Origin of the sequence: Corynebacterium yudongzhengii, assembly GCF_003065405.1 — a bacterium.
Lineage (GTDB): Bacteria > Actinomycetota > Actinomycetes > Mycobacteriales > Mycobacteriaceae > Corynebacterium > Corynebacterium yudongzhengii.
This window is the reverse complement of sequence record NZ_CP026947.1, coordinates 2,439,317-2,462,149: the sequence shown is the minus strand read 5'-3', so window position 1 is coordinate 2,462,149 and position 22,833 is coordinate 2,439,317. Positions and strand designations below refer to the sequence as shown.

At 63.6% G+C, this 22,833-nt stretch carries 23 protein-coding genes; 15 read left to right on the top strand and 8 right to left on the bottom strand.

Features of this window, described 5'->3' with window-relative positions:
* Nucleotides 1-244: 244 nt before the first annotated feature.
* Nucleotides 245-1,744: a DUF1846 domain-containing protein gene (locus C3B44_RS11320; RefSeq protein ID WP_108432452.1), complete on the bottom strand. Its 1,500-nt coding sequence runs from the start codon at nucleotides 1,742-1,744 to the stop codon at nucleotides 245-247.
* A gap of 91 nt (nucleotides 1,745-1,835) precedes the next feature.
* Between C3B44_RS11320 and C3B44_RS11315 the strand changes: the two genes are divergently transcribed.
* The 6 genes from C3B44_RS11315 (at nucleotide 1,836) to trhO (ending at nucleotide 7,137) form a co-directional block, all read left to right on the top strand.
* Nucleotides 1,836-2,660, top strand: coding sequence for an Fpg/Nei family DNA glycosylase (locus C3B44_RS11315; protein ID WP_108432451.1), 825 nt, complete (start codon nucleotides 1,836-1,838; stop codon nucleotides 2,658-2,660).
* Nucleotides 2,661-2,837: 177 nt separating this feature from the next.
* Entirely contained in the window at nucleotides 2,838-4,085 is a 1,248-nt protein-coding gene (locus C3B44_RS11310) for a hypothetical protein (RefSeq protein ID WP_108432450.1), read from the top strand.
* Nucleotides 4,086-4,173: 88 nt separating this feature from the next.
* Nucleotides 4,174-5,256: a sensor histidine kinase gene (locus C3B44_RS11305; RefSeq protein ID WP_108432449.1), complete on the top strand. Its 1,083-nt coding sequence runs from the start codon at nucleotides 4,174-4,176 to the stop codon at nucleotides 5,254-5,256.
* 79 nt (nucleotides 5,257-5,335) lie between these two features.
* Nucleotides 5,336-5,521 carry a hypothetical protein gene (locus C3B44_RS11300; protein WP_146183502.1) on the top strand — a complete coding sequence of 62 codons (186 nt, stop codon included), beginning with the start codon at nucleotides 5,336-5,338 and terminating at the stop codon, nucleotides 5,519-5,521.
* Between the two features lie 9 nt (nucleotides 5,522-5,530).
* Entirely contained in the window at nucleotides 5,531-6,205 is a 675-nt protein-coding gene (locus C3B44_RS11295) for a response regulator transcription factor (RefSeq protein WP_108432447.1), read from the top strand.
* 11 nt (nucleotides 6,206-6,216) lie between these two features.
* The gene (trhO, locus tag C3B44_RS11290; protein WP_108432446.1) at nucleotides 6,217-7,137 is read left to right on the top strand and encodes an oxygen-dependent tRNA uridine(34) hydroxylase TrhO; all 921 of its coding nucleotides are present in this window, start codon (nucleotides 6,217-6,219) and stop codon (nucleotides 7,135-7,137) included.
* Between the two features lie 76 nt (nucleotides 7,138-7,213).
* Here trhO and C3B44_RS11285 read toward each other — a convergent pair whose 3' ends face one another.
* From C3B44_RS11285 to C3B44_RS11260, 7 genes are all read right to left on the bottom strand, one after another.
* The gene (locus C3B44_RS11285; RefSeq protein WP_108432042.1) at nucleotides 7,214-8,677 is read right to left on the bottom strand and encodes an HNH endonuclease signature motif containing protein; all 1,464 of its coding nucleotides are present in this window, start codon (nucleotides 8,675-8,677) and stop codon (nucleotides 7,214-7,216) included.
* A 371-nt stretch (nucleotides 8,678-9,048) separates the two neighbouring features.
* Nucleotides 9,049-9,534, bottom strand: coding sequence for a transposase (locus C3B44_RS11850; RefSeq protein WP_199906020.1), 486 nt, complete (start codon nucleotides 9,532-9,534; stop codon nucleotides 9,049-9,051).
* 54 nt (nucleotides 9,535-9,588) lie between these two features.
* Nucleotides 9,589-9,879: a transposase gene (locus tag C3B44_RS11845; RefSeq protein ID WP_199906019.1), complete on the bottom strand. Its 291-nt coding sequence runs from the start codon at nucleotides 9,877-9,879 to the stop codon at nucleotides 9,589-9,591.
* 1,083 nt (nucleotides 9,880-10,962) lie between these two features.
* Nucleotides 10,963-11,532 (bottom strand): hypothetical protein, encoded by a 570-nt coding sequence (locus tag C3B44_RS11275; RefSeq protein WP_235840508.1) that lies wholly within the window; start codon nucleotides 11,530-11,532, stop codon nucleotides 10,963-10,965.
* 10 nt (nucleotides 11,533-11,542) lie between these two features.
* A complete protein-coding gene (locus tag C3B44_RS11270) occupies nucleotides 11,543-12,562 on the bottom strand; it encodes a universal stress protein (RefSeq protein WP_108432445.1) in 1,020 nt (339 codons plus the stop codon).
* A gap of 85 nt (nucleotides 12,563-12,647) precedes the next feature.
* Nucleotides 12,648-13,103: a MarR family winged helix-turn-helix transcriptional regulator gene (locus C3B44_RS11265; protein WP_108432444.1), complete on the bottom strand. Its 456-nt coding sequence runs from the start codon at nucleotides 13,101-13,103 to the stop codon at nucleotides 12,648-12,650.
* Nucleotides 13,104-13,140: 37 nt separating this feature from the next.
* Nucleotides 13,141-14,283: an inositol-3-phosphate synthase gene (locus tag C3B44_RS11260; RefSeq protein ID WP_108432443.1), complete on the bottom strand. Its 1,143-nt coding sequence runs from the start codon at nucleotides 14,281-14,283 to the stop codon at nucleotides 13,141-13,143.
* A 143-nt stretch (nucleotides 14,284-14,426) separates the two neighbouring features.
* Between C3B44_RS11260 and C3B44_RS11255 the strand changes: the two genes are divergently transcribed.
* From C3B44_RS11255 to C3B44_RS11215, 9 genes are all read left to right on the top strand, one after another.
* A complete protein-coding gene (locus tag C3B44_RS11255) occupies nucleotides 14,427-14,795 on the top strand; it encodes a DUF5318 family protein (protein WP_108432672.1) in 369 nt (122 codons plus the stop codon).
* Between the two features lie 133 nt (nucleotides 14,796-14,928).
* Nucleotides 14,929-17,193 carry a transglycosylase domain-containing protein gene (locus C3B44_RS11250; RefSeq protein ID WP_235840507.1) on the top strand — a complete coding sequence of 755 codons (2,265 nt, stop codon included), beginning with the start codon at nucleotides 14,929-14,931 and terminating at the stop codon, nucleotides 17,191-17,193.
* Nucleotides 17,174-18,643 carry a glycosyltransferase family 87 protein gene (locus C3B44_RS11245; protein ID WP_108432442.1) on the top strand — a complete coding sequence of 490 codons (1,470 nt, stop codon included), beginning with the start codon at nucleotides 17,174-17,176 and terminating at the stop codon, nucleotides 18,641-18,643. The genes C3B44_RS11250 and C3B44_RS11245 overlap by 20 nt, the downstream gene beginning before the upstream one ends.
* Nucleotides 18,640-18,840, top strand: a complete 201-nt coding sequence (locus C3B44_RS11240; protein WP_108432441.1) for a hypothetical protein — start codon at nucleotides 18,640-18,642, stop codon at nucleotides 18,838-18,840. Before C3B44_RS11245 ends, C3B44_RS11240 begins: the two co-directional genes overlap by 4 nt.
* A 129-nt stretch (nucleotides 18,841-18,969) precedes the next feature.
* The gene (rpsF, locus tag C3B44_RS11235; protein WP_108432440.1) at nucleotides 18,970-19,266 is read left to right on the top strand and encodes a 30S ribosomal protein S6; all 297 of its coding nucleotides are present in this window, start codon (nucleotides 18,970-18,972) and stop codon (nucleotides 19,264-19,266) included.
* A 71-nt stretch (nucleotides 19,267-19,337) separates the two neighbouring features.
* Complete coding sequence (locus tag C3B44_RS11230) at nucleotides 19,338-19,931, top strand: single-stranded DNA-binding protein (RefSeq protein ID WP_108432439.1); 594 nt, start codon at nucleotides 19,338-19,340, stop codon at nucleotides 19,929-19,931.
* A 47-nt stretch (nucleotides 19,932-19,978) separates the two neighbouring features.
* Complete coding sequence (gene rplI, locus C3B44_RS11225; RefSeq protein ID WP_108432438.1) at nucleotides 19,979-20,431, top strand: 50S ribosomal protein L9; 453 nt, start codon at nucleotides 19,979-19,981, stop codon at nucleotides 20,429-20,431.
* A gap of 461 nt (nucleotides 20,432-20,892) precedes the next feature.
* Nucleotides 20,893-22,311, top strand: a complete 1,419-nt coding sequence (gene dnaB / locus C3B44_RS11220; protein ID WP_108432437.1) for a replicative DNA helicase — start codon at nucleotides 20,893-20,895, stop codon at nucleotides 22,309-22,311.
* Nucleotides 22,312-22,579: 268 nt separating this feature from the next.
* Nucleotides 22,580-22,780: a hypothetical protein gene (locus C3B44_RS11215; RefSeq protein ID WP_108432436.1), complete on the top strand. Its 201-nt coding sequence runs from the start codon at nucleotides 22,580-22,582 to the stop codon at nucleotides 22,778-22,780.
* The last annotated feature ends 53 nt before the right edge of the window (nucleotides 22,781-22,833 follow it).

Here is a 22,833-nt window from a genome sequence, read left to right as displayed (position 1 = left end):
GCAGACCGTGCGAGTTTGCCGGGGGAGCTGATGGGGCGGATGGGTCTGGTGTGGCCGAGAGTCAGGCAGCAATCCCCACGCCCTGGCCAGGCCTGCGTGTTGCGCTACCGCTGGTCGAAATCAGCCCCATAGAAAGGAGTCTCGCGCGGTCGAAATCAGGACCCCTTTAGGGGTGACTCCTTTCGACCAGCGCTAGCGCCGCATGGAGGCAGCCCTAGCGCGCTATGCGTAAAAACAACAACGCCTACCGCTTCCGGTACAGACGCTTCTTCCAGTACCGCGGCTCGGAGGTGACGTTGACGCCTAAGTTGCGGAAGATCCCTTCGTCGACGGGACCGAGGATCGTGGAGGTGTGCGCGTCGGTGCCGCGCAGATTCCGCAGCTCAGCCAGGGCGCGCTGGGCTTCCGGGGAGTCCGCGGCGGACACGCTTAAGGCGATGAGCACCTCGTCGGTGTGCAGGCGCGGGTTCTGCGAGCCCAGGTGTTGAGTCTTGAGCGTCTGGATCGGCTCGATCGACGACGGCGAGAGCAGGTGCAGCTCTCGGTCGATGCCGGCGAGGTGCTTCAGAGCGTTGAGCAGCATGCCGGCGGAGCAGCCGAGCAGTTCGGTGGTCTTGCCGGTGACGATGGTGCCGTCGTGGAGCTGCATCGCCGAGCCGGGTAGGCCGCCGGTGCGTTCTTCGATCTCGAGCGCGGGGGCGACCACCGCGCGGTCGGCTGTGGAGCAGTCGGCCTTCGCCATGACGACGGCGGCGCGGTCGGAATAGGTGCGGTCGTCGGTGTCGAGGCGGCGCTCGTCGACAAGCGCGCGGTAGTAGCGGCGGATGATTTCCTGGATGCTGGCTTCGCGGCAGACCTCGTCGTCGATGATGCAGTTGCCCACCATGTTCACGCCCATGTCGGTGGGCGACTGGTAGGGCTCGGTACCGGTGACGCGCGCCAGGATGGACTTGAGCAGCGGGAAGGCCTCGACGTCGCGGTTGTAGTTGACCGTGTATTCGCCGTGGGCTTTGAGGTGGAAGGGGTCGATGACGTTGGAGTCGTTGAGGTCGACGGTCGCGGCCTCGTAGGCGAGGTTGACCGGGTGCTCGAGCGGTAGGTTCCAGACGGGGAAGGTCTCGAACTTCGCGTAGCCGGCCTTAATGCCGCGCTGATTGTCCTGGTAGACCTGGCTCAAACTGGTGGCGAGCTTCCCGGAGCCCGGCCCGGGCGCGGTGACGACGATGACGTCTCGGCTCGTCTCCACCCACTCGTTGCGCCCGAGGCCCTCGTCGGAGACCACCTTGTCGATGTTGGAGGGGTAGCCCTCGATGACGAAGTGGCGTGAGACTTTCAGGCCCAGGTTCTCCAGGCGTTCTTTGAATTCCCAGGCGCGCTGGTTGCCGTCTTCGAACTGGGTCATCACGACGTGGTCGACGAGGAATCCACGGTCGCGGAAGACGTCGATAAGCCGCAGCGTGTCTTCGTCGTAGGGGATGCCCAGGTCGGCGCGCACCTTGCCGCGTTCCAAGTCGTGGGAGTTGATGCAGATGATGATCTCGACGTCGTCGCGGATCTGCTCGAGCATCTCGATCTTGTTGTCCGGCGTGAAGCCGGGCAGGACGCGGGCGGCGTGGTGGTCGTCGAAAAGCTTCCCGCCCATTTCGAGGTAGAGCTTGCCGCCGATCTCCTCCCGGCGGGCGTTGATGTGCTCTGACTGGAGGGTGATGTAGCGTTCGCGGTCGAATCCGAGCTTCCGGTCCATGGGTGCACTTCCTTGCTGCGGCGAGGCGGGTCGTAGGGTGAACACTGCCATAGTAGTGTCCGCCGTTCCAACGATCTATTAGGTGACAGATATGCCCGAGGGTCACGTCCTCCACCGCCTCGCCACGAGGCTCAACCGCGATTTCCGCGATGGCGGGCTCACCGTCACCAGCCCGCAGGGGCGTTTCGCCGACCAGGCGGCGCTTCTCGACGGACACCTCCTCGATATCGCCGAAGCCCTGGGCAAACACCTGTTCCTGCACTTCGTTAACGCCCCGAGCGTGTACGTGCACCTGGGGCTGATCGGCACGTTTCGTTTCGAGGATCCGGTGACGCAGAAAGGCCAGATCCGCCTGCGCATCCTCAACCACGCGGAGACGCTCGCGGCGCACCTGCGTGGACCGCAGGCCTGCCGGCTGCTCGAACCCGGTGAGGCCGAGTCGATACGCGAGCGCTCGGGCGAGGACCCCCTGCGCGCCGATGCCGATCCGGCGAAAGTCACCGCCACCGCCCGGCGCACTCGGCGTTCGATCGCTGCCGTGCTGATGGATCAGTCGGTGTATGCGGGGGTGGGCAACATCTACCGCGCGGAGACCCTGTTTCGCCTCGGGATTTCTCCTTTTACCCCGGCCAACCAGCTCAGCGAAAAAGAGCTCACAGCGATCTGGGAGGACCTGGTGGCCACGATGCGTGTCGGGGAAGAAACGGGGCGCATCGACACGGTGCGCGACGAGCACCGCCCGGAGGCCATGGGCCGGCCGCCGCGTATCGACGAGCACGGCGGCGAGGTTTACGTCTACCGCCGGGCCGGCGATCCGTGCTTGATCTGCGGTACGGAGATCGAGCACACGATGCTGCAGGGTCGGAATCTGTTTTATTGCCCGCGTTGCCAGAACGCGCGTTGCCAGAACGTATAAGTCACATAAGTCACACCTGGACCAGAATCTGCCCCCGGCTGCGGGAAAATTGGGTACTTTCGTTCCCTCCTTGCTGTTGACCCTGTTCAGCGCCTGTGTGCAGGGTTAGCCTCCTAGATATTCCCTTTCAGGATGCCCACAGGACACCGAGACCTAGACAAGGAGAATTCGTCCATCATGACCCGCACTTCCCGCGCCGCCGCGTTCCTCGCGGCTGCCACCATGGCCCTGACCGTCGGCACCGGTATCGCCAACGCCGAGACCATCGAGCACACCTACCCGGAGACCCCGAAGCTCAACCCGAAGCTGCCGATCGTCCACACCTACCACGGCTCGGACCACCTGCGCGCCAACGTGCTCAACCCGGAGCCCGTCTGCAACTCTGGTGAGGACTTCCGCACCACCGTCTACAAGGTGACCGACAACTTCACCCCGGCCGGCACCATCTCCACCACCAACACCTCCAACGGCACCATCCCGCTGACCCAGGACCTCAACCGCACCCAGTCGGTCTCCCTGAGCGTCAACGGCGGCTACGCCCAGACCACCAGCGCCAACCTCGGCGTCAAGGACGACAACTCCGAGGCCGGCATCTCGCATGAGATCGCCAGCAACATCGGCGCCGACTTCGCCTACGAGCTGTCCTGGACCGCCGGCCAGACCATCGGCCCCTACGACGTCCCGGCCGGCCACACCGGTGAGGCCACCTACGGCTTCCGCGTGCTGCACATGTCCGGCGTCCAGCAGTTCTGCAAGGCCAACGGCACCTGGTCCACCCCGACCGCCTGGAGCGCCCTCGCCCCGATGAAGAACGAGGTCCAGGTCTCGATTTACGACGACCCGGCCGACGCCCCGCGCGACAAGGGCGGCCCGGAGCACCCCGAGTTCAACAAGGTCGAGCCGGTCCGCGGCACCGAGGCTCCGGACTTCTCCGACGTTGAGGCCAACGAGGCCCTCGACCTCGAGCCCCGCCTGACCACCGCCGCCGGCAAGTCGGAGGGCTTCGCTGGCGTCGTCGCCCTGCGCGTCAAGAACGTCGGCACCGAGCGTTACGACGTCTCCCAGAACCCCGTCCGCTTCCGCGTCGAGGTCGGCACCGTGGAGGGCCCGGAGGGCGTTGACCGCCTGAACACCGCTGGCCGCTTCAACGGCGCTCACGTCCAGGACTTGGGCTTCGACAAGGCCTCTTCCACCCGCGTCTTCGAGGTCACCCTGTCGAACCCGATCGACCCGGGCCAGGAGGTCCTGCTGGGCAACCTCAACTTCGGCGACGGCAACACCTCCCGCGGCCGCATCATCAACGACATCACCGTGACCCAGATCGGCCGTGCCGCCGGCGATACCTCCACCGACAACGACTGGAACGTCAACTCCGCCGACATCACCTACACCGATGGCGGCAAGAAGCACTCCGGTCGCTTCTAAGGAGTACGTGAGGCAGACGCCGCGGGCGCCCTCTGGCTAGAATTGGTGAACATTTCTAGTCGATGCTGAGTAGAGGGCGCTTACGAACGTGGCACTCAACAAGTCTCTCCGCACGGTCTATCTGACGCTGCTGGCTGTGGTGGCGGTTCTCGTCATCGCCGTCGGCAGCGTTTTCGCCTACCCGCTCGCCGGCATCATCTTGACCTTGTGCCTCATCGGCCTGCTGGCGGCGGCGAACTGGCGCCCGCTGATGAGCGCGGTGTTGTTCGTCGTGGCATTCGTCGTCGCGATCATTCACCCCGAGCTGACCAGCCTCATCGACATCCTGCTCGCGCCGATCATGTGCCTGGTCGTCGCCTGCCGCCTGCCGATCATCCACACCGTCTGGTTCGTCCCCGTCATCACGGTGCTGGGGCTTTTCGATACTAACCAAAGCGCCTGGATCACCGACCCCGTCGCCGTGAGCGTCTGGGTCGTCGTCCTCTTGCTGGCGGTGCTCGTCGGCCGCATCGTGCGCCAGCGCGAGCAGGTCCGCGCCCAGATGGCGGAGAACTATCGACGCCGCCGCGCCGAGCTCGCCCGTGCCCTGCACGATTCGGTGGCGGCCTCGCTGACGAACGTCATCGTCCGCGCCGAGGTCCTGGGCCTCAAGCAGGCGGGCGGCGATCCGGAGAAAGAGCTCCAGCTGCGCGCCATCATCGAGGATTCGCGGCGCTCGATGGGGCAGGTCCGCGAGCTCATCCGCGTGCTGGAATCCTCCGACACCGAGAGCCTGGAGCGCGAGTTCACCCCGGCCGAGGCCGTCTTCAGCGACGAGTATCGACGCCTCAGCTCCCATGGCTTCGACGTCCGCGCCAACACGGCGCCGTCCGTGGTGCTCACCACCGATGCCCGCGCGTTGGTGGAGGACTTCGTGCGCGAGGTGGCCACCAACATCATCAAATACGCCCCGGCGGGCAGCGCGGTCATCATCCACCACGTGGTCCACGACGGCCACTACCTCCTCGAAATCACCAACGACACCGACCCAGTACCCGAACACACCGACCAGGACATGTCCACGCACCGAGGGCTGCGCGATTTGAGCGAACGCGCAGCTCACCTCGGCGGGCGCCTGGAGGCCGGGGCAAGAATCGGGCAGTGGACCACGGTTTTAGAGCTCCCGGCATGACGGATCGCTCAATAGGGCTTATCATTGCCGAGTAAAAGTGATCACTGAGATCAACCACAGTTTTCATATAGGGGACATCATGCAGAAGATGAAAAAGAACCTCACCCGCATCCTCGTCGCCGGTGCCACTGCGGCCGCCGTCGCCACCGCGCCGCAGGCCAGTGCGCTGTCTTCCCACGCGGACACCTCCGTCGTGAAGAAGCAGGCCGCCGCTGACTACTTCGGCTGCCGCTACTACGAAAACGTCTGGTGCCGCTTCCTCTAAATCGCCGCCGTGGCTGAGCACATCCGAGTCCTCATCGCCGACGATGACTGGACCATCCGGGACGGCTACACCGCGTACTTCTCGCTCGCCGACGACATCGAGGTCATCGGCACCGCCGGCAACGGGCGCGAGGCCCTCGAGCTTATCGACGATCCCACCACCGACAACGTCGACATCGTCCTCTCCGACATCCACATGCCGGAGCTCGACGGGCCTGGCCTGCTCGCGGAGCTGCGCCGCCGCATCGATGCGCCGGCCACCATCGCGATCACCGCGCTCGATACCGACGAGTCGCTGGTGCAGATGATCACCGGGGGAGCGGTCGGTTACGTGCTGAAGTCGGCCCCGCCGGCGCAGCTTATCGACGCGGTGCGCGACGGCTACCACGGCGGCACAGCGCTCTCGCCGGAGTGTTTGAGCCGCCTGGTCGCCTACGTGCCCCCGGTGAGCCCGAGTTCGTCTCCGGTTCTGCGCCAGGTCGAGGCGCTGGGTCCCACCGAGCGCGCAATTCTCGACGAGCTGTGCACCGGCAAGTCCAACGCGGAGATCGCGGAGGTCACCTTCTTCGCCGAATCCACCGTGAAGAAGGTCGTCTCCAGGTTGATCCGCCGCTTCGAGGTCGATTCCCGCCTGCGGCTGGCCACCGAGGTCCTCAATGCCCGGCGGGCCAACGGGCGCAACTAAAGTCACTGCACGTGGGTATCAGCAAGATTCTTCTGTACTACCAGTTCACCCCGATCGCGGACCCGCAGGCCGTCATGCTCTGGCAGCGTGACCTCTGCGAATCGCTCGGGCTCAAAGGCCGTATCCTCATCTCGCGCCACGGCATCAACGGCACCGTCGGCGGCGACATCGACGCCTGCAAGCGTTACATCAAAAAGACCCGCGACTACCCCGGTTTCAAGCCGATGGAGTTCAAATGGTCGGAAGGCTCCGCCGAGGACTTCCCGCGCCTTTCGGTGAAGGTGCGCGAGGAGATCGTGGCCTTCGGCGCGCCCGAAGAACTCGAGGTCGATTCCCACGGCGTGGTCGGTGGCGGTGAGCACTTGAGCCCGGAGGAGGTGCACGAGCTCGTCGATAAGCGTGGTGACGACGTCGTGTTTTTCGACGGCCGCAACTCCATGGAAGCCGAGATCGGACGCTTCCGTAACGCGGTGGTGCCGGATGTCGAGACGACCCGCGACTTCATCGCCGAGCTCGACTCCGGCAAGTACGACTGGATGAAAGACAAGCCCGTCGTCTCCTACTGCACCGGCGGGATCCGCTGCGAGGTGCTGAGCTCGCTGATGAAAAACCGCGGGTTCGAGGAGGTCTACCAGATCGACGGCGGCATCGTCCGTTACGGCGAAAAGTACGGCAACCAGGGCTTATGGGAGGGTTCGCTGTATGTCTTCGACAAGCGGATGCACATGGAGTTCGGCGACGGCGACGCCGCCCAGCTTGGCCACTGCGTGCACTGCGCGGCGCCGACGAACACCTTCCACAATTGCATCAACGAAGACACCTGCCGCAAGCAGGTGTTGCTTTGCGACGACTGCGCGTCACACACCGCCACCGCCCACTGCGGCCGAGCCGACTGTGCCGAGGTGGCCGCGCGGCTGGCCGCGCAGGGCTAAGAGCGCGGCGGTGGTGCTCGGGGTCATTACGCATGTGCGTAATGACCGAAGGTCCGGCCCCGGGAGGCCCTTGGGGTTAGTCCGCGTTGATGGTATCCGAATCATCGAAACTCAATGCCCCATCCTCCAACACCTCCACCACGGTCGGCACCTCCACCGGCTCATCCAAACACGACGCCTCCCCCAGCTGTTTCATCGGCAAACGACGCGCCTTCGAGGCATACACCTCACCCGTGCGATACCGAAACAACCACACACCAGAGCTTGCAGGCACAAGCTCCAACAACCCCGCCGTCACCAACGCGTGACAAAAACCACACAACGGTGCCATATTATCCGGTTTCGTCTTCCCATCCATCGACCACGGATGCACATGATGAAACTCCATAAACTGCGTATGGCGACACCCCGGAGCCGCACACTGCATCCCCCAGCGCACCAAAATCGCCAACGCCTGCGCATCGGAGACAAACCTGCGTTTCGTCGTCATCATCAACGGCACACCCTGGGTATCTAAGAAATGATCCCGCAACTCACCATTAATGACCTCCGCACTCAACGCCTTTTCACTAGGAACCGGAAGACCCGGCAAAATAGACTGCCCATCCTCGGTCTGAATCAAATGCACCTGAGTACCCGGGGCTCGACGCTTATTCACCGGCGAGGAGCGGGCAATATTGATTAACCCCAAAAGTGCGGGCAACAACTGCGAGGCACTCGTCCTGCCATACCCACTGACCGACGCTACCCGCCTTGTCTCTGAATCACCGTCACCATCAGCGCCGGCACCATCAGCGTCAACACCATCAGCGTCAGCGTCACCGGTGGCAGCACCAGAGGCCTCGCCCTTCTCACCGGCATCGTCGATGACCTCGGCAACCGGAACGGATTCTGCCCCGTCTTCGGCGGCGAGGGCTTCAGCTTCTGCTTTCGCTAACTCTTCACCCAAGCGTTCATCGTCGCTGAAGACTTCGGGGTCGATGTCATCGAGGTCGACGAGGTTGGCGAGTTCCCCGATTTTCAACGCCGCCATGAACTTCGCCCCCAACATCGGATCCAGATCACCGGAGAACCGGATACGCCCGTTGTGTTTATCAACCCATATCTTAAACGTATTTTTCCTAGGGGCATCGTTGTTCCGGTTGTCTCTTCGGGTCATGAGGATGCGTTCGAGTTCCCGGTAGGAATACTCCTCCGCCAACAAGAGCAACTCGATTTCGTTGTCTTTGTTCAAATAGCTGCTTAACAGGCGGACGGTGGAGTAGGTGATTTTGCCGTCTTCGAAGGATTTCGCCACATACGCGAACTCCAACAACAAGCGTGCGACTCTTAAGTAGTCGTAGGCGGTAGTCGGTGCGATATCAAGGGCACGTGTCATCCAGTCCGCGGTAGTCGGTGCCCCGGCTAGACGGGCAAGTTCGCGGGCATCAAAGACGGCGAGTGCGAGGAGGAATTGGGCTTTGTGGTGTTGCATCATGGCGTAGGCGGTGGTGATGCGGTCGAGGAGTTCGTCGTTGGTGAGGTTGGTGTGGTCGTCCATGAATAACCCCCGGTATTAGTTCATGTGTTCGATGTGGTTTGTACACTAGAATATGGGGTGGACACTGACCCCCGACGGGGGTAAAAGCCGGGGGTGGGAACGCCGGTAGAAAGGCTACTAGCAGTGTAAATACACTAGCCGTTCACGTGGATCCTCAACGTCCCGCGCTCGCACACAAGCCTCGAGGAGGCACCTTTAGGCCAGCGCAGTGCTCCTGAACACTTTCGAAAATGTAATCGGCACCCCGCATGTTGGTTCGGGGTAGGTGATAGCGGGTGTCCGTGTGGTGGGTGCTAGGGTTCCGGCTACCTGGTAGCACCCCTAGGGCGTGTCTGACAATTTCTTCAGCTAGGTCATGACGGCGATAGTCATCACGCCGGCCCGGTAGACAACCGCGAGCTTGTCGTACCGGGTTGCCACACCCCGCCACTGCTTGAGGTTGCCGAAAACCGTTCCACCACGTTGCAGCCCTTGTAGGACTGCGCATCGAACGTCGGTGGACGCCCACCCTTCGAGCCTTTCCGCTTCCGGGCGGCGATCACGTCCTTTTTCTCCGGGATCGTCGCCGTGATCTTGTGCTCGCGCAGATACCTGTGCACAGCCTTCGATGCATACGCCCTATCCGCGCGCAGTTCATCGGGCCGGGTGCGCGGTCGGCCCACCGTCCCGGGCATCCGCAGGCGTTTCAACAACGGGATCAGCACCGGGCAGTCACCGCGGTGGCCCGCAGTGACGATCATGGTCAGGGGCATGCCGTGGCCGTCGACCAGGGCGTGGACCTTGGTAGACAGACCACCCCGTGATCGGCCGACCGCGTGATCAGGCGGCTCGGCCAGCGGGTTGTTGTAATTCGACAAAGCCCCCTGTGACCCGCGTGATGTTCGTGGCGTGCTGATGGGCCCGGGTGATCGTCAAAGTCCACCGACACCGACCAGTCGATCAGGTCTTCCGTATCGGCCTGTGTAGGAAGTCGCTGAAGGATCACGTCCGAGGTGTCCGTCCTTGGCCATCCGGTTGTGCCAGGTGTAGACCGTCTGCCAGGACCCGAAGCAGGCGGGCAGGTCACGCCGCGCGATCCCTGCCCGAAGGCGGTAGAGGATGGCCTCGAGCATCTGCCGGGGATCGGAGAACGGTCGGCCTTTTCTCCCCGTGCGACGGGGCAGAAGCTCTTCGACCATCTCCCACTGGGCATCACTCAACATGTGAAAACGCGACACGGGAGCCAGGGTCCCATGCCACGCTTCCCTCAATTGTCAGACACGCCCTAGCCCCTTCGCATCTCTGATGCGGAGATCCCAGGGTTTGATGTTTCCTGTGTCGGCCATATGGAGGGGAATTCTTCTTGGGTACACAGAGGCTCCGGCGATACGCCTGATTTCACGGCGTGTGGCCCCGCGGAGTTTTTCTTACCGGAATGTGCTTGCTGGAGTGTTTCTCGCATCGTGGCGGTCAGCCGGAAAAGAATTGCTGGATCGCCGTCTTGGGCTGCTGGGCTAGGTGAAGAAACACCATCTACGCGTCTATGCCGCGGCATAGTGCGGATGAGTGGTTTTACGCACGTGCGTAATCCGGATCCAATGGATCCCGGAGAACTCATAGGTATACGAGGACGCGCTGTTGGGGTTACGGGGTCGAGCCTTGCTTTTACGCACGTGCGTAATTAGCAATCGATGAATCCCGATGAACTCATAGGTTCGGTTATCGGAGTCGCTCGGTCCTTCGACCCAACTGGGCCACCGCAACGACCCCGCAAGCAGAACAGTCCCAGATTCCCTATGCCGCCGCACAGTGCGGACCGGGATTTTTACGCACGTGCGTAATCGGAAATCTATGAATCCCGGGGCACTCATAGGTATACGAGCCACATTGTCACCTGAGGCCTCTACTTTTTACGCACGTGCGTAAAACAGGGTCGAACTCCCTCACCCTTCACCTTCACAAGGCCATCGCAACGACCCCCACAACCAGAACAGCCCTAGGCTCACTCTGCCGACACAAAGTACGGGTTGAAAGCTTTACGCACGTGTGTAACCGAAAATCAATGGAATCCGAAAAACTCATAGGCATGCGGGACACACCTTCGCCGTGCGACGAGCACTGGTGCCGCCGCGCTCGGGGGGGGGGGGGGGCAGCTGAGAGTTCGGGAGCCTGCTCCGCCGCCGAGGCTGGGAAGAGCCAGCCGGAGTCGGATCGCTTTACCAACTATCCGGAAACTACCAGGAAACTGCCGAAACCGTCTTGCCGGAGAAGTGCCACCAACAAACCGCAACCACAACAGCACAGCGCTACAGCGCAGGCCCTTCAGCGAGCCAGACTTGGACGGTGGTGAGCAGCACCCACATCGTGAACACGACCAGCACCCAGAACACTCCCATCCAGGGCCGCCAGCGCAGGTATGCGTTGAGCTTGCGCAGCAAGAGTGCCATGCAGCCGAAGAGGAAGGCGATCGGCGGTAGGGACACAAGCACGGCCCAGGTCTTTTGGAGCTGTTCGGTGCATAAGAAGCGTCCGTCGACAGCTGCGCAGGTATCGGCGCCGGCGATCATCCGCATCACCACCAGCAGGATGACCCCGAAGGCTAGCGAGCTCAGGATGGCCAGTGCCAGGTAGCGCCACGCCTGCTTGGAGGAGCGGCGGTTCTTCTCTGCGATGACGAGGGGGTCTTCCTGGTCGGCGAGCTCGTCGAAATCTCGCGGTTCCGGGCGGTAGAGGTTGGCGTAGTCGGCGTCGTCGGAGAGGTCGTTCTCTGGGTGCTCGCGCCCGCCCGCACCGAAGCCGGAGCTGTTCAGGGGTGCTTGGGGGTAGCTGGACGTGTCGTCGTCACCATTGTCGCGGCCGGAGAATCGATGAGACATGGCGCAGAGTCTAGTACCAGCTGTCGGCGGGCGAGGGATGCACGACGACCGGGACCGGGACGTGCTGCATGAACTGCGCGGCGGTCGAGCCGACGAAGACGCGCTCGATGGGGCCGGACTGGGTGGAGCCGAACGTCAGCAGATCACCCTTCTTCCACTTCAACGCGTCGATGGCGCCGGACCAGCCGGCACCGGAGCCGAGCGCGGTGTCGACCTTCAGATCTGGCAGGTGGTCGACGATCATGTCCCGCGCCCGGTCGAGGACGCTGAGGGCCTGTTCGCCCCATTCGTCGGAAAGCTGGCGGGTGAAGTCGATCCGGTCGTCCGGGAAGTTCTCGCTCAAGCCGGTGGGGGAGAAGGCGGTCAAACGCAGGTTGACCCCCAAGCGGGCGGCGAGTTCGCCACCGAAGTACAGGGCCTGGTTGCTCTGGCTCTCTTGGTGGCTGTAGTCAGCGTCGTCGAAGGGGGCGAGGTAGGCGACGTTGACGCGGGTGATGCCGCGCTTCGATAGCTTCACCGCGCGGGGTGCGAGCATCAAAGGGGTTGTCGACGAGTGCAGCAAGGCGTCGGAGGTCGTACCAGTGAGGAAGCGCCCCTTCGGGGCCGCGGTATGGGAGCCGACGATAAGCAGGTCGGCGTCGAAATCCTCCGCCGCCTCGGTGAGCAGTGCGCTCTCGCTGGGGCCGTCGGTGACCACCGCGACCTCGTTATCCCACTGCGCCTTGTCGATGCCGGCCTCGGCGAAAGCCTTGCGCACCTTGCGCGAGTAGGTCTTCGTTTCGTCGGCGAGCCAGTCGTCGTAGCCGGAGCCGAGCTTCGATATCGAGGTGGCGGGCCACAGGCGCAGGATCATGGACACCGCGCGCACGCGCACCAGCAAGGTGCGGGCCAGCCAGGCTGCGGTGCTGATGGCTTCATCGCCGCCGGGTCCCGGCTGCCAGGCCACGAGGAGGCGCAGCGGCGTGTGGGCGGCACGGGTGCGTGGCTCGGCGATGATGTCGTCGCCACTAGTAGAGGAATCCTTGGCCATGACTGAAGGGTCTCGGGTATCGGAGGGCAATAGTGTATTCAGGCGTTTAACCTACACGCCATCTCCTACTCTACTGGCGTTTACCCTATGGCTGGGGAATATCCGGTGCCCCATAGCTATCAGCCAGCCGGTTGATCACATCCGCGAACTCGGCGCACTGGGCGAGGTCCTCCTCATTGAGGGCCGAGAGCATGTCGGCGAGGTAGTTCACTCTTTCGGCGCCGACGCGCTCCAGCTCGCTTTCCCCCAGCTCCGTGAGGTCGACGCGCACGCCGCGGCGGTCCTTCTCATCGCGGACGCGGGTGACGAGCTCGCGGCGCTCCAACTGGTGCAGGGCATTTGAGGCCGTGGGCATGCGAATACCCTCGTCGCGGGCAATCTGGCTGATACGCATCGGCCCCTCCTCACGCAACCGTGTCATGATCGACAACTGCGGCCCAGTCAGGTCCGATTGCTCCGCGATTCGGAAGTAAGTTACGTACAGTTTCGTCATCGCCGGCCGAATGGCGCGGGCGATCTCCTGCGGACTGTCTTTGGGCATGAGACCGATACTAATTCAATTTTCGTAATTAAAGGTACTACGACTCGGCAAAGTTCCCTCCAGACGCCTTATCGTCGTCCCCGTCTGTTTCGTTACCAGCGATGAAGCTCTCCAGGTGGGCGCGGGCTTCGTCGTCACCCAACTGCACCGGCGGCGACTTCATCAGGTACGACGACGCCGCCGTCACCGGCCCGGCCACCCCACGATCGAGCGCGATCTTCGCGGCACGCAGGGCGTCGATGATGATGCCCGCCGAGTTCGGCGAGTCCCAGACCTCCAGCTTGTACTCCAGGTTCAGCGGCACCTCGCCGAAGGCGGAGCCCTCTAGGCGGACGTAGGCCCACTTGCGGTCATCCAGCCACGGCACGTGGTCGGAGGGGCCGATGTGGACGTTGCGGTCGTCGATAAGCCCTGCCAAAGGGGAGGTCTTGAGGTTCGAGGTCACCGACTGGGTCTTGGAGATCTTCTTCGACTCCAGGCGCTCGCGATCGAGCATGTTCTTAAAGTCCATGTTGCCGCCGACGTTGAGCTGCATGGTGCGCTCCAGGCGCACGCCGCGGTCCTCGAAGAGCTTCGCGAGCACCCGGTGGGTGATCGTCGCGCCGACCTGGCTCTTGATGTCGTCGCCGATGATGGGCAGGCCGGCGTCGGTGAACTTCTGCGCCCAGGCGGGATCGGAGGCGATGAACACCGGCAAGGCGTTGACGAAAGCACAGCCGGCGTCGATGGCCGCCTGGGCGTAGTACTTGTCGGCCTCCTCGGAGCCGACCGGGAGGTAGGAGACGACGACGTCGACGTCGGCCTCGCGCAGGGCGGCGGCGACATCGACCGGCTCGGCCGCGGACTCTTCAACCGAGGCGAGGTAGTGCGTGCCCAGGCCGTCGTAGGTGGGGCCGCGCTGGACGGTCACGCCGGTGTCCGGCACGTCGGCGATGTGGATCGTGCTGTTCTGCGAGCTATACAACGCGTCGGCGAGGTCCTTGCCGACCTTGTCGGCATCCACGTCGAACGCGGCGACGAACTCGATGTCGCTGATGTGGTAGTCACCGAAGCGCACGTGCATGAGCCCCGGCACCTGCTGGTCGTCGGCGGCGTCGCGGTAGAACTGCACGCCTTCGACCAGGGAGGTGGCGCAGTTGCCGACGCCGACGATCGCGGCGCGCACAGTGTGGCGAGTCATAGAAAAGAACTCCAACCTTTCTGAAGCTGGACGAAGCTGGAATAGATAACCGTGAACAAGCTTGGCCCCGCTACGCGGCGAAAAGCTACTGCGCGCGCCACTGAACCGATCCAGCGGGTGATCCGGACGTACACTCGGTGGTCATGTCGCTCGTCTACCGTCACGTCGTCTCCCACCGGTGGGAGCGTGCCCGGACGCTGCGCCAGCTGAAGGCGGGGCATATTCGTCGAGAAGCGGTGTGCGACGCCGATTTCCTGCTGCGCACCGCCGCCGCTTACCACGGCTACCGGGTCGAGCGGGCCTGCCCGGTCTGTGGGGAAGAAGACCTGTATGAGGTGCGGTGGATCTATGGGGACAAGCTGGGCAAGCGTTCGGGCACGGCGCGCCAGGAGGACGAGATCGCGCGGATCGCCTCTGAGGTCGACGAGCCGGTGACCGTGCATCTCGTCGAGGTATGCCGCAGCTGTTGGTGGAATCACATCCTCACAGCCGCCGTGGCGGGAATCGAATAGGGGAACAAACGGAATATGTTTCCCGCTCACAGGGTTAGGGACTAACATTGCACGAAGCATCGTTTGACTGACATATCAACGACGTTGCGTGCATCCACCCGGCCCAAACATAGAAGTACGGATATAAACGACGGTGTCTGAAGAAGTGTCCTCGGAATCCATCTCCTCGGGTTCCACCGCCCAGAAATCCGAAAAGCCCCGGCGTGGAGGAGTCTGGAAGATTGTGCTCCTCGTACTGGCGATCATCATCGCGCTGCCGCTGATCGGTTTCGTGGTGTACTACTCGCGCATCCACGTGCCGGAGCCCAACGAAGTCGCCTCTGCGCAGATCTCCACGATCTACGCCGCCGACGGCCAGACTGAACTCGCGCGCATCGTGCCCCCAGAGGGCAACCGCGAGCAGGTCTCACTCGAGAAGATCCCGGATCACCTGCAAAGCGCGGTCCTCGCCGCGGAGGACAGGGAGTTCTGGACGAACCGCGGCTTCTCCCTCACCGGCTTCATCCGCGCGGCCATCGGCCAGCTGACCGGCAACGAATCCGCCGGCGGTGGCTCCACCATCACCCAGCAGTACGTGAAGAACGTCCTGGTGGGCAACGAGCACTCGATCGAGCGCAAGCTCAAAGAGCTCGTCTACTCGATCAAGATGACCAACGAGTGGGATAAGGAGACCATCCTCGAGGCCTACCTCAACGCCGTCTACTTCGGCCGCAACGCCTATGGCGTCGAGGCCGCCTCGAACGCGTACTTCAACAAGTCCGTCGGGGAGCTCGAGCCCGCCGAATCCGCGGTGCTCGCCGCCACCATTCAGCTGCCTAGCCAGCTGGACCCCTGGGAGAACCGGGAGGCTGCAGAGTCTCGCTGGAACTACGTCCTCGACGGGCTGGTGGAAATGGGCGAGCTCGAGCCCGCCGAGCGCATGGGCATGGAGTACCCGGAGACCCGCGACCCGGCCGAGTACTCGGCCTACACCGAGGCCACGGGCACCAACGGTTTGATCAAGGACCACATCATCCGCGAGCTGGAGACCATCGGTATCAGCGAGGAGGATGTGACCACCCGCGGCCTGCAGATCGTGTCCACCATCGATATGGAGACCCAGAACGCCACCTTAGAGTCGGTGGAGGAGAACCTGGCGCCGCTGCAGGAGGACGCCCGCGCCGCCGCCGTGTCCATCGACCCGCGCAACGGTGCGGTCCGCGGCTACTTCGGCGGCGAGGAAGCCAGCGGCTGGGACTATGCAAATGCCGCGCTGCAGACCGGCTCCGTGTTCAAGATCTTCGGCTTGGCCGCTGGACTGCAGCAGGGGATTCCGCTGTCGGCCCAGTACTCCTCGGAGCCGGTGACGCTGCCGGGCAACATCCAGATCAACAACGTCACCGGTTCCTGTGGCGTGTGCTCCATCGAGCAGGCGCTCCTGCACTCCTACAACACCTCGTTCATCCGCCTGCAGGAGGACCTGGTAAACACCACCATGGACACCGCGGACATGGCGCACGCCCTGGGCGTCGCCCGTGAGCTGCCGGGGGTGGGTAAGACACTGCGCGAAAACGGAGAGCAGCCCTACGAGGGTATCATCCTCGGCCAGTACGTCAGCCGCCCGCTGGATATGGCGGTGGCCATGGCGACGATCGCCAACCGCGGCGTGTGGCACCAGCCACACTTCGTGGAGTCGGTGAGCACCGCCGACGGCGAGGTCCTCTACGAGTTCGAGACCGGCGAGGGCGAGCGCCGCGTCTCCACGAAGGTGGCCGACAACCTCATCCAGGCCATGGAGCCCATCGCCGCCTGGTCGCGCGGCAACAGCCTGGCCGGCGGGCGCCCGTCGGCGTCGAAGACCGGCACGGCGCAGCTCGGCGATACCGGCAACAACAAGGACGCCTGGATGGTCGGCGGCACCCCGCAGCTGGCCACCGCCGTCTGGGTCGGCACCGCGGAGAACACCAACGCCATCTTTAACCAGTGGGGTGGCAACATGTACGGCTCCGGAGAGCCGACCACCATCTGGAAGCAGATCCTCGACCGCTCCCTCGAGGGCGAGGAGATCATGGAGTTCCCGACCGCCCAGCCGGTGAACTACGGCACCTTCGGCGGCTACGGCGCCCCGAGCTCCTACGGCTCCGGCTGGCAGGGTGGCACCTCCGGTGGCACCTCGGGCGGTAGCGCCCCGGCGACCACCCAAGAGCAGGAGCCCGCGCCGGCGCCCGAGCCTGAGCCGGAACCGGAACCCGAGCCCGAACCGGCCCCGGAACAGCCTTCGCAGCCGGAGCCGGCGCCGGAGCCCGCCCCGGCCCCGGAGCCCGCCCCGCAACCCGAGCAGCCGCAGCTTCCGGAGGTGCCCGAAGCGCCGAACCTGGAGGAGGCTATCGAGGAACTGCGTGACGCCGTCGGCATCTAAGCAGGTCAGCCCCGCCGCCACCGAGCCGATCGCCCGGCCGGTCGCCGAGTTTTTGGGCGGGCCGACCGGCGTGTACGGCGTGTATGCCCGCGGGGCGTTTTGGACCCCGCTGCGCGTGATCATCGCGCTGGCCAGCGTGTTTCTGGCCCTCGGGTTCCTGCAGAAAGCGCCGTGCTTGCGCTCAGGGATCACCGAAAACGGCGCGGTCGGCCTCAATTGGGACGGCAACCGTCAATACGCCGCCGCCTGCTACAACGACATCCTGCCGCTCTACGAGGGCCGCGGCCTCGACCAGCCCGGCTTCGTCTACGCCTTCTCCTGGACCGAGGGCGGCCTCACCAGGTACATGGAATATCCGGTGCTCGCCGGCTACTTCCAGGGGCTCATGGGGTGGGTTGCGCGCACCACGTACCCGCTTATCGACGCCGTGGGCCTCACCCTCGCCGAAGCCTCGTGGTACTTCATCCTCACCGCGGCCGTGATGGGCGCGCTATGGATGGTGACCATCCGCATGGTCGCCGAGCTGGCCGGCAACCGGATGTGGGACGTCGTGCTCGTCGCCGCCTCCCCGCTGGTGATCGTGCATGCCTTTACTAACTGGGACATACCGTCGATAAGCTTCGTGGTCGGCGCCCTCTACGCGGCGGCGCGCCACCGGCCGGTGCTCGCTGGCGTGCTCATCGGCTTAGGCACGGCGTTTAAGCTCTGGCCGCTGTATCTCCTCGGCGCGTTTGTGGTGCTGGCGGCGCGCCGGGAGCGGTGGCTGCCTGTGCTCAAGATGCTCCTCGGCGCGGCGGCGAGCTGGCTGGTGGTCAACCTGCCGGTGATGATCGCCTACCCGCAGGCCTGGGGCGAGTTTTTGAGGCTCAACTCCGAGCGCGGCTGGGAGTGGACCACGATCTGGGCGGTCATCGGGAGGATGACCGGCTGGGAGGGCTTCGACGCCGGCGAGGGCGAGCCCGTCATCCTCAACACCGTGACCTTCGTGCTGTTCGTGTTCGCCTGCCTGGCTATTGCGATCTTCGGGCTCAAGGTGCGGCGCACCCCGCGCGTGGCGGAGCTTTTCACCCTCATCGTCATCGCGTTCTTGTTGGTGAACAAGGTGTGGTCGCCGCAGTACTCGCTGTGGCTGCTCATCCCGGCGGTGCTCGCGGTGCCGAACTGGCGGCTGATCTTCACCTGGGCGACGGTGGACATGCTCGTCTGGCCGATACTGATGTGGCACATGATGGGTGTCGACGACAACGGCGCCCCCGCCTGGCTGCTCAACGCGGTGATCCTCGCCCGCGACGGGCTGATCATCGCCATCGCCATCCAGGTGATACGGCAGATGCGCGGGGAGGTCGTCGACCGGGTGCTCAGCGCGCATGAGGGCGTTGATCCGCTGGCGGGGCCTTTCGGGGATAATGAGAAGCCTGTAGCCAGTGCAACCAAGGAGGAATCCCGATGAGCGCGGGAGCTATCGTCACCATCGCCGGCATCGTTTCGATTGTCCTCGGCTTCTTCTGTTTCGCTTCCGCCTACCTGTCGGTGATGAAGAAGAAGCCCGCGAAGCTCTCCTGGATATTCGGCATCGCCGGGGCGCTGTTCGTCACCGTCATTCCAGTGACCCTGGCGGTGTTCTTCGCCACCACGATTAACAGCTGAGCTGCGAGAACCGGGATTTCGCCAGCGCGTGCGCGTACGGTAGCCTAAGTCGAGTTGCCTGACGCAACGACCCTCCTGCCATATCCACAAGGGGTATGGCCGATACACATTACGAGACCATAGGAGGTGATGAGGTCCGTGCGTCACTACGAAACCATGATCATCCTGCACCCGAACCAGGATGAGCGCACTGTCGCCCCGTCCCTGGATAAGTACCTGGATATCATCCGCAAGGATGGCGGTAGTGTCGACAATGTCGACGTCTGGGGTAAGCGCCGCCTGGCGTACCCGATCAACAAGATCGAGGAAGGCGTCTACGTCGTGCTCAACCTGACCTGCGAAGCAGACTCCGTCAAGGAGATGGACCGCGTGCTCAACCTGAGCGAGTCGGTCATCCGTACGAAGGTTCTGCGCACTGACAAGTAAGAGCGGATACTGGTGCCTAAGAGTGCACCAGTAATAACTCGTCAAGGCTCCGAAAGGTAAGGCAGAGAAACATGGCACAGGGAGATACCCCGATCACGGTTGTCGGCAACCTCGTTGCGGACCCCGAACTCCGATTCATCCCCTCCGGTGCGGCGGTGGCTAACTTCCGCATCGCGTCCACTCCGCGTCGCTACAACCAGCAGACGAACCAGTGGGAGGACGGCGAAGCGCTGTTTCTCACCTGCAACGTCTGGCGCCAGGCCGCAGAGAACGTCGCCGAGACCCTCACGAAGGGCATGCGCGTGATCGTTAACGGCCGCCTGCGTCAGCGTTCCTACCAGACCAAGGACGGCGAAAACCGCACGTCCTACGAGATCGAGGTCGACGAGGTCGGCCCGTCGCTCAAGTACGCGTCCGCTCAGGTGAACCGCAACCCGCGTGAGGGCGGGAACCGCGGTGGCAACTTCGGCGGAGGCGGTAACTTCGGCGGCGGTGGCAACTTCGGCGGCGGCAACCAAAACCAGGGTGGATTCCAGTCCGGCCAGTACCAGTCCCAGCAGGGAAACTCCGGCCAGCAGTCGAACCAGCCTGATAACGATCCGTGGTCCTCGGCACCGCAGTCCGGCGGTTTCGGCGGGGCCAACGACGACGAGCCTCCGTTCTAGACGTTTCATCGTTCATCGACACCCGCATATAACGAAAGGCAGGGATCATGAAGCTGATCCTCACCGCTGCCGTGGATAACCTCGGTGTCCCTGGAGACATCGTCGAGGTTAAGGACGGCTACGGACGTAACTACCTGCTGCCGCGGGGGCTGGCGATCGTCGCCACCCGCGCCGCGCAGCGCCAGATCGCGGAGATCAAGCGCGCCCAGGAAGCCCGCGCTGTCCGCGACGTTGAGCACGCCCATGAGCTGCGTCAGGCCATCGACGGCCTGGGCCAGGTCGCCGTCAAGGTACGTACCTCGGACAAGGGCAAGCTGTTCGGCTCCGTCACCGCCGCGGACATCGCGGCGGCGGTCCGTGAGGCCGATGGCCCGGTGCTGGACCACCGCAAGATTGACCTCCCGAAGGGCCTGGTGAAGTCGACCGGTAACTACCAGGTCGAGGTTGCCCTGCACCCCGAGGTCAACGCTAAGATCAACTTCTCGGTCGTGGCCGCCTAAGCTCTTAGGTCCCGCGACGGCATCTGGTGAAGCCAGGCGCCCAACGACAACAGCAACCACAGGACCCCGTTTTCCCACGTGGAAAACGGGGTCCTGTGGTCTTTGTGGGGCCTGTGGATAACTTGGGGCATGTCACCGTGATGTAACCCGCGGTTTTCGGGGAGGTTGCGTAGCGACGCCGCCGTTAACCTCCTTAGCAGCAGTTTTGGCAAGTAGTTGTCCACCGCTCAGTGCGTAGTTGTGCACAAGTGCCGCATAGGCCTTGAGCTGCGCAAACGCTGGATTTTGCGATGATACAGTCGGGTTTATCCACAAGTTGTCCACAGACCTTCGGCCTCGCGACACGCCGTGCGAGCACCACGTTCGGCAGTTATCCACAGATTCTGTGGACAACTGCGGGCTCGCGGTGCCCACAGGGGAGTGGAAAAGCCGATGTCCACCCCGCCGCTTACACTGAATGCATGCAGCCGGAGAGTTTCAGCGACGATTATCTGCCCACCACCCCACCGCCCGAAGAAGAGGACTACCAGCCGCGGCGCCCGGCGTCGGCAAGCGAGGAATACCGCCGCCCGCCGCACGACCGGGATGCCGAGCAGGGCGTGCTCGGCTCCATGCTGCTGAGCCCGAATACCGTGATGGAGGTCCTCGACGAGCTCTCCCCGGAAGACTTCTATTATCCTTCGCACCAGCTGATTTATCAGGCGATGCTCGACATGTACGCCGCGGGCACGGACATCGACCCGGTGCTGGTCAACGGGCACCTCGACCGGATGCAGCAGCTCGAACGCGCCGGCGGGGCACCCTATCTGCACACGCTGATGTCGGGGGTGCCCACGGCGGCGAACGCGCGCTACTACGCGGAGATCGTCGCGGAGAAGGCCGTGCTACGCCGGCTTGTCGACGCCGGTACCCGCGTGGTCCAGTGGGGCTACGCAGGTACGGAGGGCGCGGAGATCGAGGCCGTGATCGACCGGGCCCAGCAGGAGGTCTTCGCGGTCGCCCAGAAGCAGACCACGGAGGACTACCGCTCGCTGGAGGATCTCGTGGGCCCGACGGTCGACGAGCTGAGCATCATCCAGCGCGACGGCGGCCTGGATAGCGGTGTGCCCACCGGCTTTACGGACCTCGACCGGCTGACCAACGGACTGCACGCAGGGCAGATGATCATCGTCGCGGCGCGCCCGGGTGTGGGTAAGTCGACGATGGCGCTGGATTTCATGCGCTCGTGCTCGATCAACCACGGTAAAACCTCGATCATCTTTTCGCTGGAGATGAGCGCCTCGGAGATCGTGATGCGCCTGCTCTCCGCGGAGACCGAGGTGAAGCTGGCGGATATGCGCGCGGGCCGCATGGAGCACGCCGACTGGGAGAAACTCACCAACCGCCTAGGCGCGATCCAGGAGGCGCCGCTGTATATCGACGACTCGCCGAACCTCACCATGATGGAGATCCGCTCGAAGGCCCGCCGGCTCAAGCAGCAGGCCGGGCTGGATCTCATCGTGCTCGACTACCTGCAGCTGATGAGCTCGGGTAAGCAGGTTGAGTCCCGTCAGCAGGAGGTCAGTGAGTTCTCGCGTCAGCTCAAGCTGCTCGCGAAGGAGCTGGAGGTGCCCCTGGTGGCGATCTCGCAGCTCAACCGTGGACCAGAGGCGCGTACGGATAAGAAGCCCCAGCTGGCCGACCTACGTGAGTCCGGCTCGCTCGAACAGGATGCGGACATGGTCATGCTGTTGTACCGTCCGGATTCGCAGGACCGTGACAACGAACGTGCGGGAGAGGCGGACATTATCGTCGCCAAGCACCGTGGCGGCCCGATCGATACCGTGCCGGTCGCGCACCAGCTGCACTACTCCCGTTTCGTCAACATGGCTCACGGTTAAGCGCCGGCAAGCCATTTCGGTGTGAGAGTAGTCACATATTAATGGGGCCCGAAAGACCCCTACCTCACTATCTACGTAGGCAAACGTGCAGGACGCGTCTACAAACTTAGGTGAAGCTACCCTATAACCAGGTCATTTAGGTAAAGCTTACCAACCGTGCGGGGATTGATTCGTTGGGTTATAGTCCGGTGCAGGACGTCACCGACCCTCGAAGTAACCGAGAGAACGTGGCAGAATTCACACACTACTGGGGAGTGAGATCGAGACTATGACCATCCGTACCGTCAACGCAGACCCGGCCTGCGCCAGCACCCTGGCGCGGCTGGACGAAACCATTACCGTTGCCCGCACTGAAGACAACCTCCTACTGCTGAACATGCCGCGCAGCATCGCCGAGCTCGCTGAAGCGACCAAGTGCCATCGTCGTGGCGGCTTCTTGGATAGCCTGCGCAACCTGTTTTCGTGGTAGCTAACTAACCCGGAACGCGCCTGAAAGACCCCAGTCACAGGCGCGTTCCGGTT

Coding starts and splice junctions, on each gene's coding strand:
- C3B44_RS11230 (WP_108432439.1), top strand. CDS start 19,338: ATGGCACAGGGAGATACCCCGATCACGGTTGTCGGCAACCTCGTTGCG.
- C3B44_RS11285 (WP_108432042.1), bottom strand. CDS start 8,677: ATGGACGACCACACCAACCTCACCAACGACGAACTCCTCGACCGCATC.
- C3B44_RS11255 (WP_108432672.1), top strand. CDS start 14,427: ATGTCGCTCGTCTACCGTCACGTCGTCTCCCACCGGTGGGAGCGTGCC.
- C3B44_RS11310 (WP_108432450.1), top strand. CDS start 2,838: ATGACCCGCACTTCCCGCGCCGCCGCGTTCCTCGCGGCTGCCACCATG.
- C3B44_RS11215 (WP_108432436.1), top strand. CDS start 22,580: ATGACCATCCGTACCGTCAACGCAGACCCGGCCTGCGCCAGCACCCTG.
- dnaB (WP_108432437.1), top strand. CDS start 20,893: ATGCAGCCGGAGAGTTTCAGCGACGATTATCTGCCCACCACCCCACCG.
- rpsF (WP_108432440.1), top strand. CDS start 18,970: ATGAGGTCCGTGCGTCACTACGAAACCATGATCATCCTGCACCCGAAC.
- C3B44_RS11300 (WP_146183502.1), top strand. CDS start 5,336: ATGCAGAAGATGAAAAAGAACCTCACCCGCATCCTCGTCGCCGGTGCC.
- rplI (WP_108432438.1), top strand. CDS start 19,979: ATGAAGCTGATCCTCACCGCTGCCGTGGATAACCTCGGTGTCCCTGGA.
- C3B44_RS11275 (WP_235840508.1), bottom strand. CDS start 11,532: ATGTCTCATCGATTCTCCGGCCGCGACAATGGTGACGACGACACGTCC.
- C3B44_RS11265 (WP_108432444.1), bottom strand. CDS start 13,103: ATGCCCAAAGACAGTCCGCAGGAGATCGCCCGCGCCATTCGGCCGGCG.
- C3B44_RS11315 (WP_108432451.1), top strand. CDS start 1,836: ATGCCCGAGGGTCACGTCCTCCACCGCCTCGCCACGAGGCTCAACCGC.
- C3B44_RS11845 (WP_199906019.1), bottom strand. CDS start 9,879: ATGTTGAGTGATGCCCAGTGGGAGATGGTCGAAGAGCTTCTGCCCCGT.
- C3B44_RS11320 (WP_108432452.1), bottom strand. CDS start 1,744: ATGGACCGGAAGCTCGGATTCGACCGCGAACGCTACATCACCCTCCAG.
- C3B44_RS11260 (WP_108432443.1), bottom strand. CDS start 14,283: ATGACTCGCCACACTGTGCGCGCCGCGATCGTCGGCGTCGGCAACTGC.
- C3B44_RS11270 (WP_108432445.1), bottom strand. CDS start 12,562: ATGGCCAAGGATTCCTCTACTAGTGGCGACGACATCATCGCCGAGCCA.
- C3B44_RS11240 (WP_108432441.1), top strand. CDS start 18,640: ATGAGCGCGGGAGCTATCGTCACCATCGCCGGCATCGTTTCGATTGTC.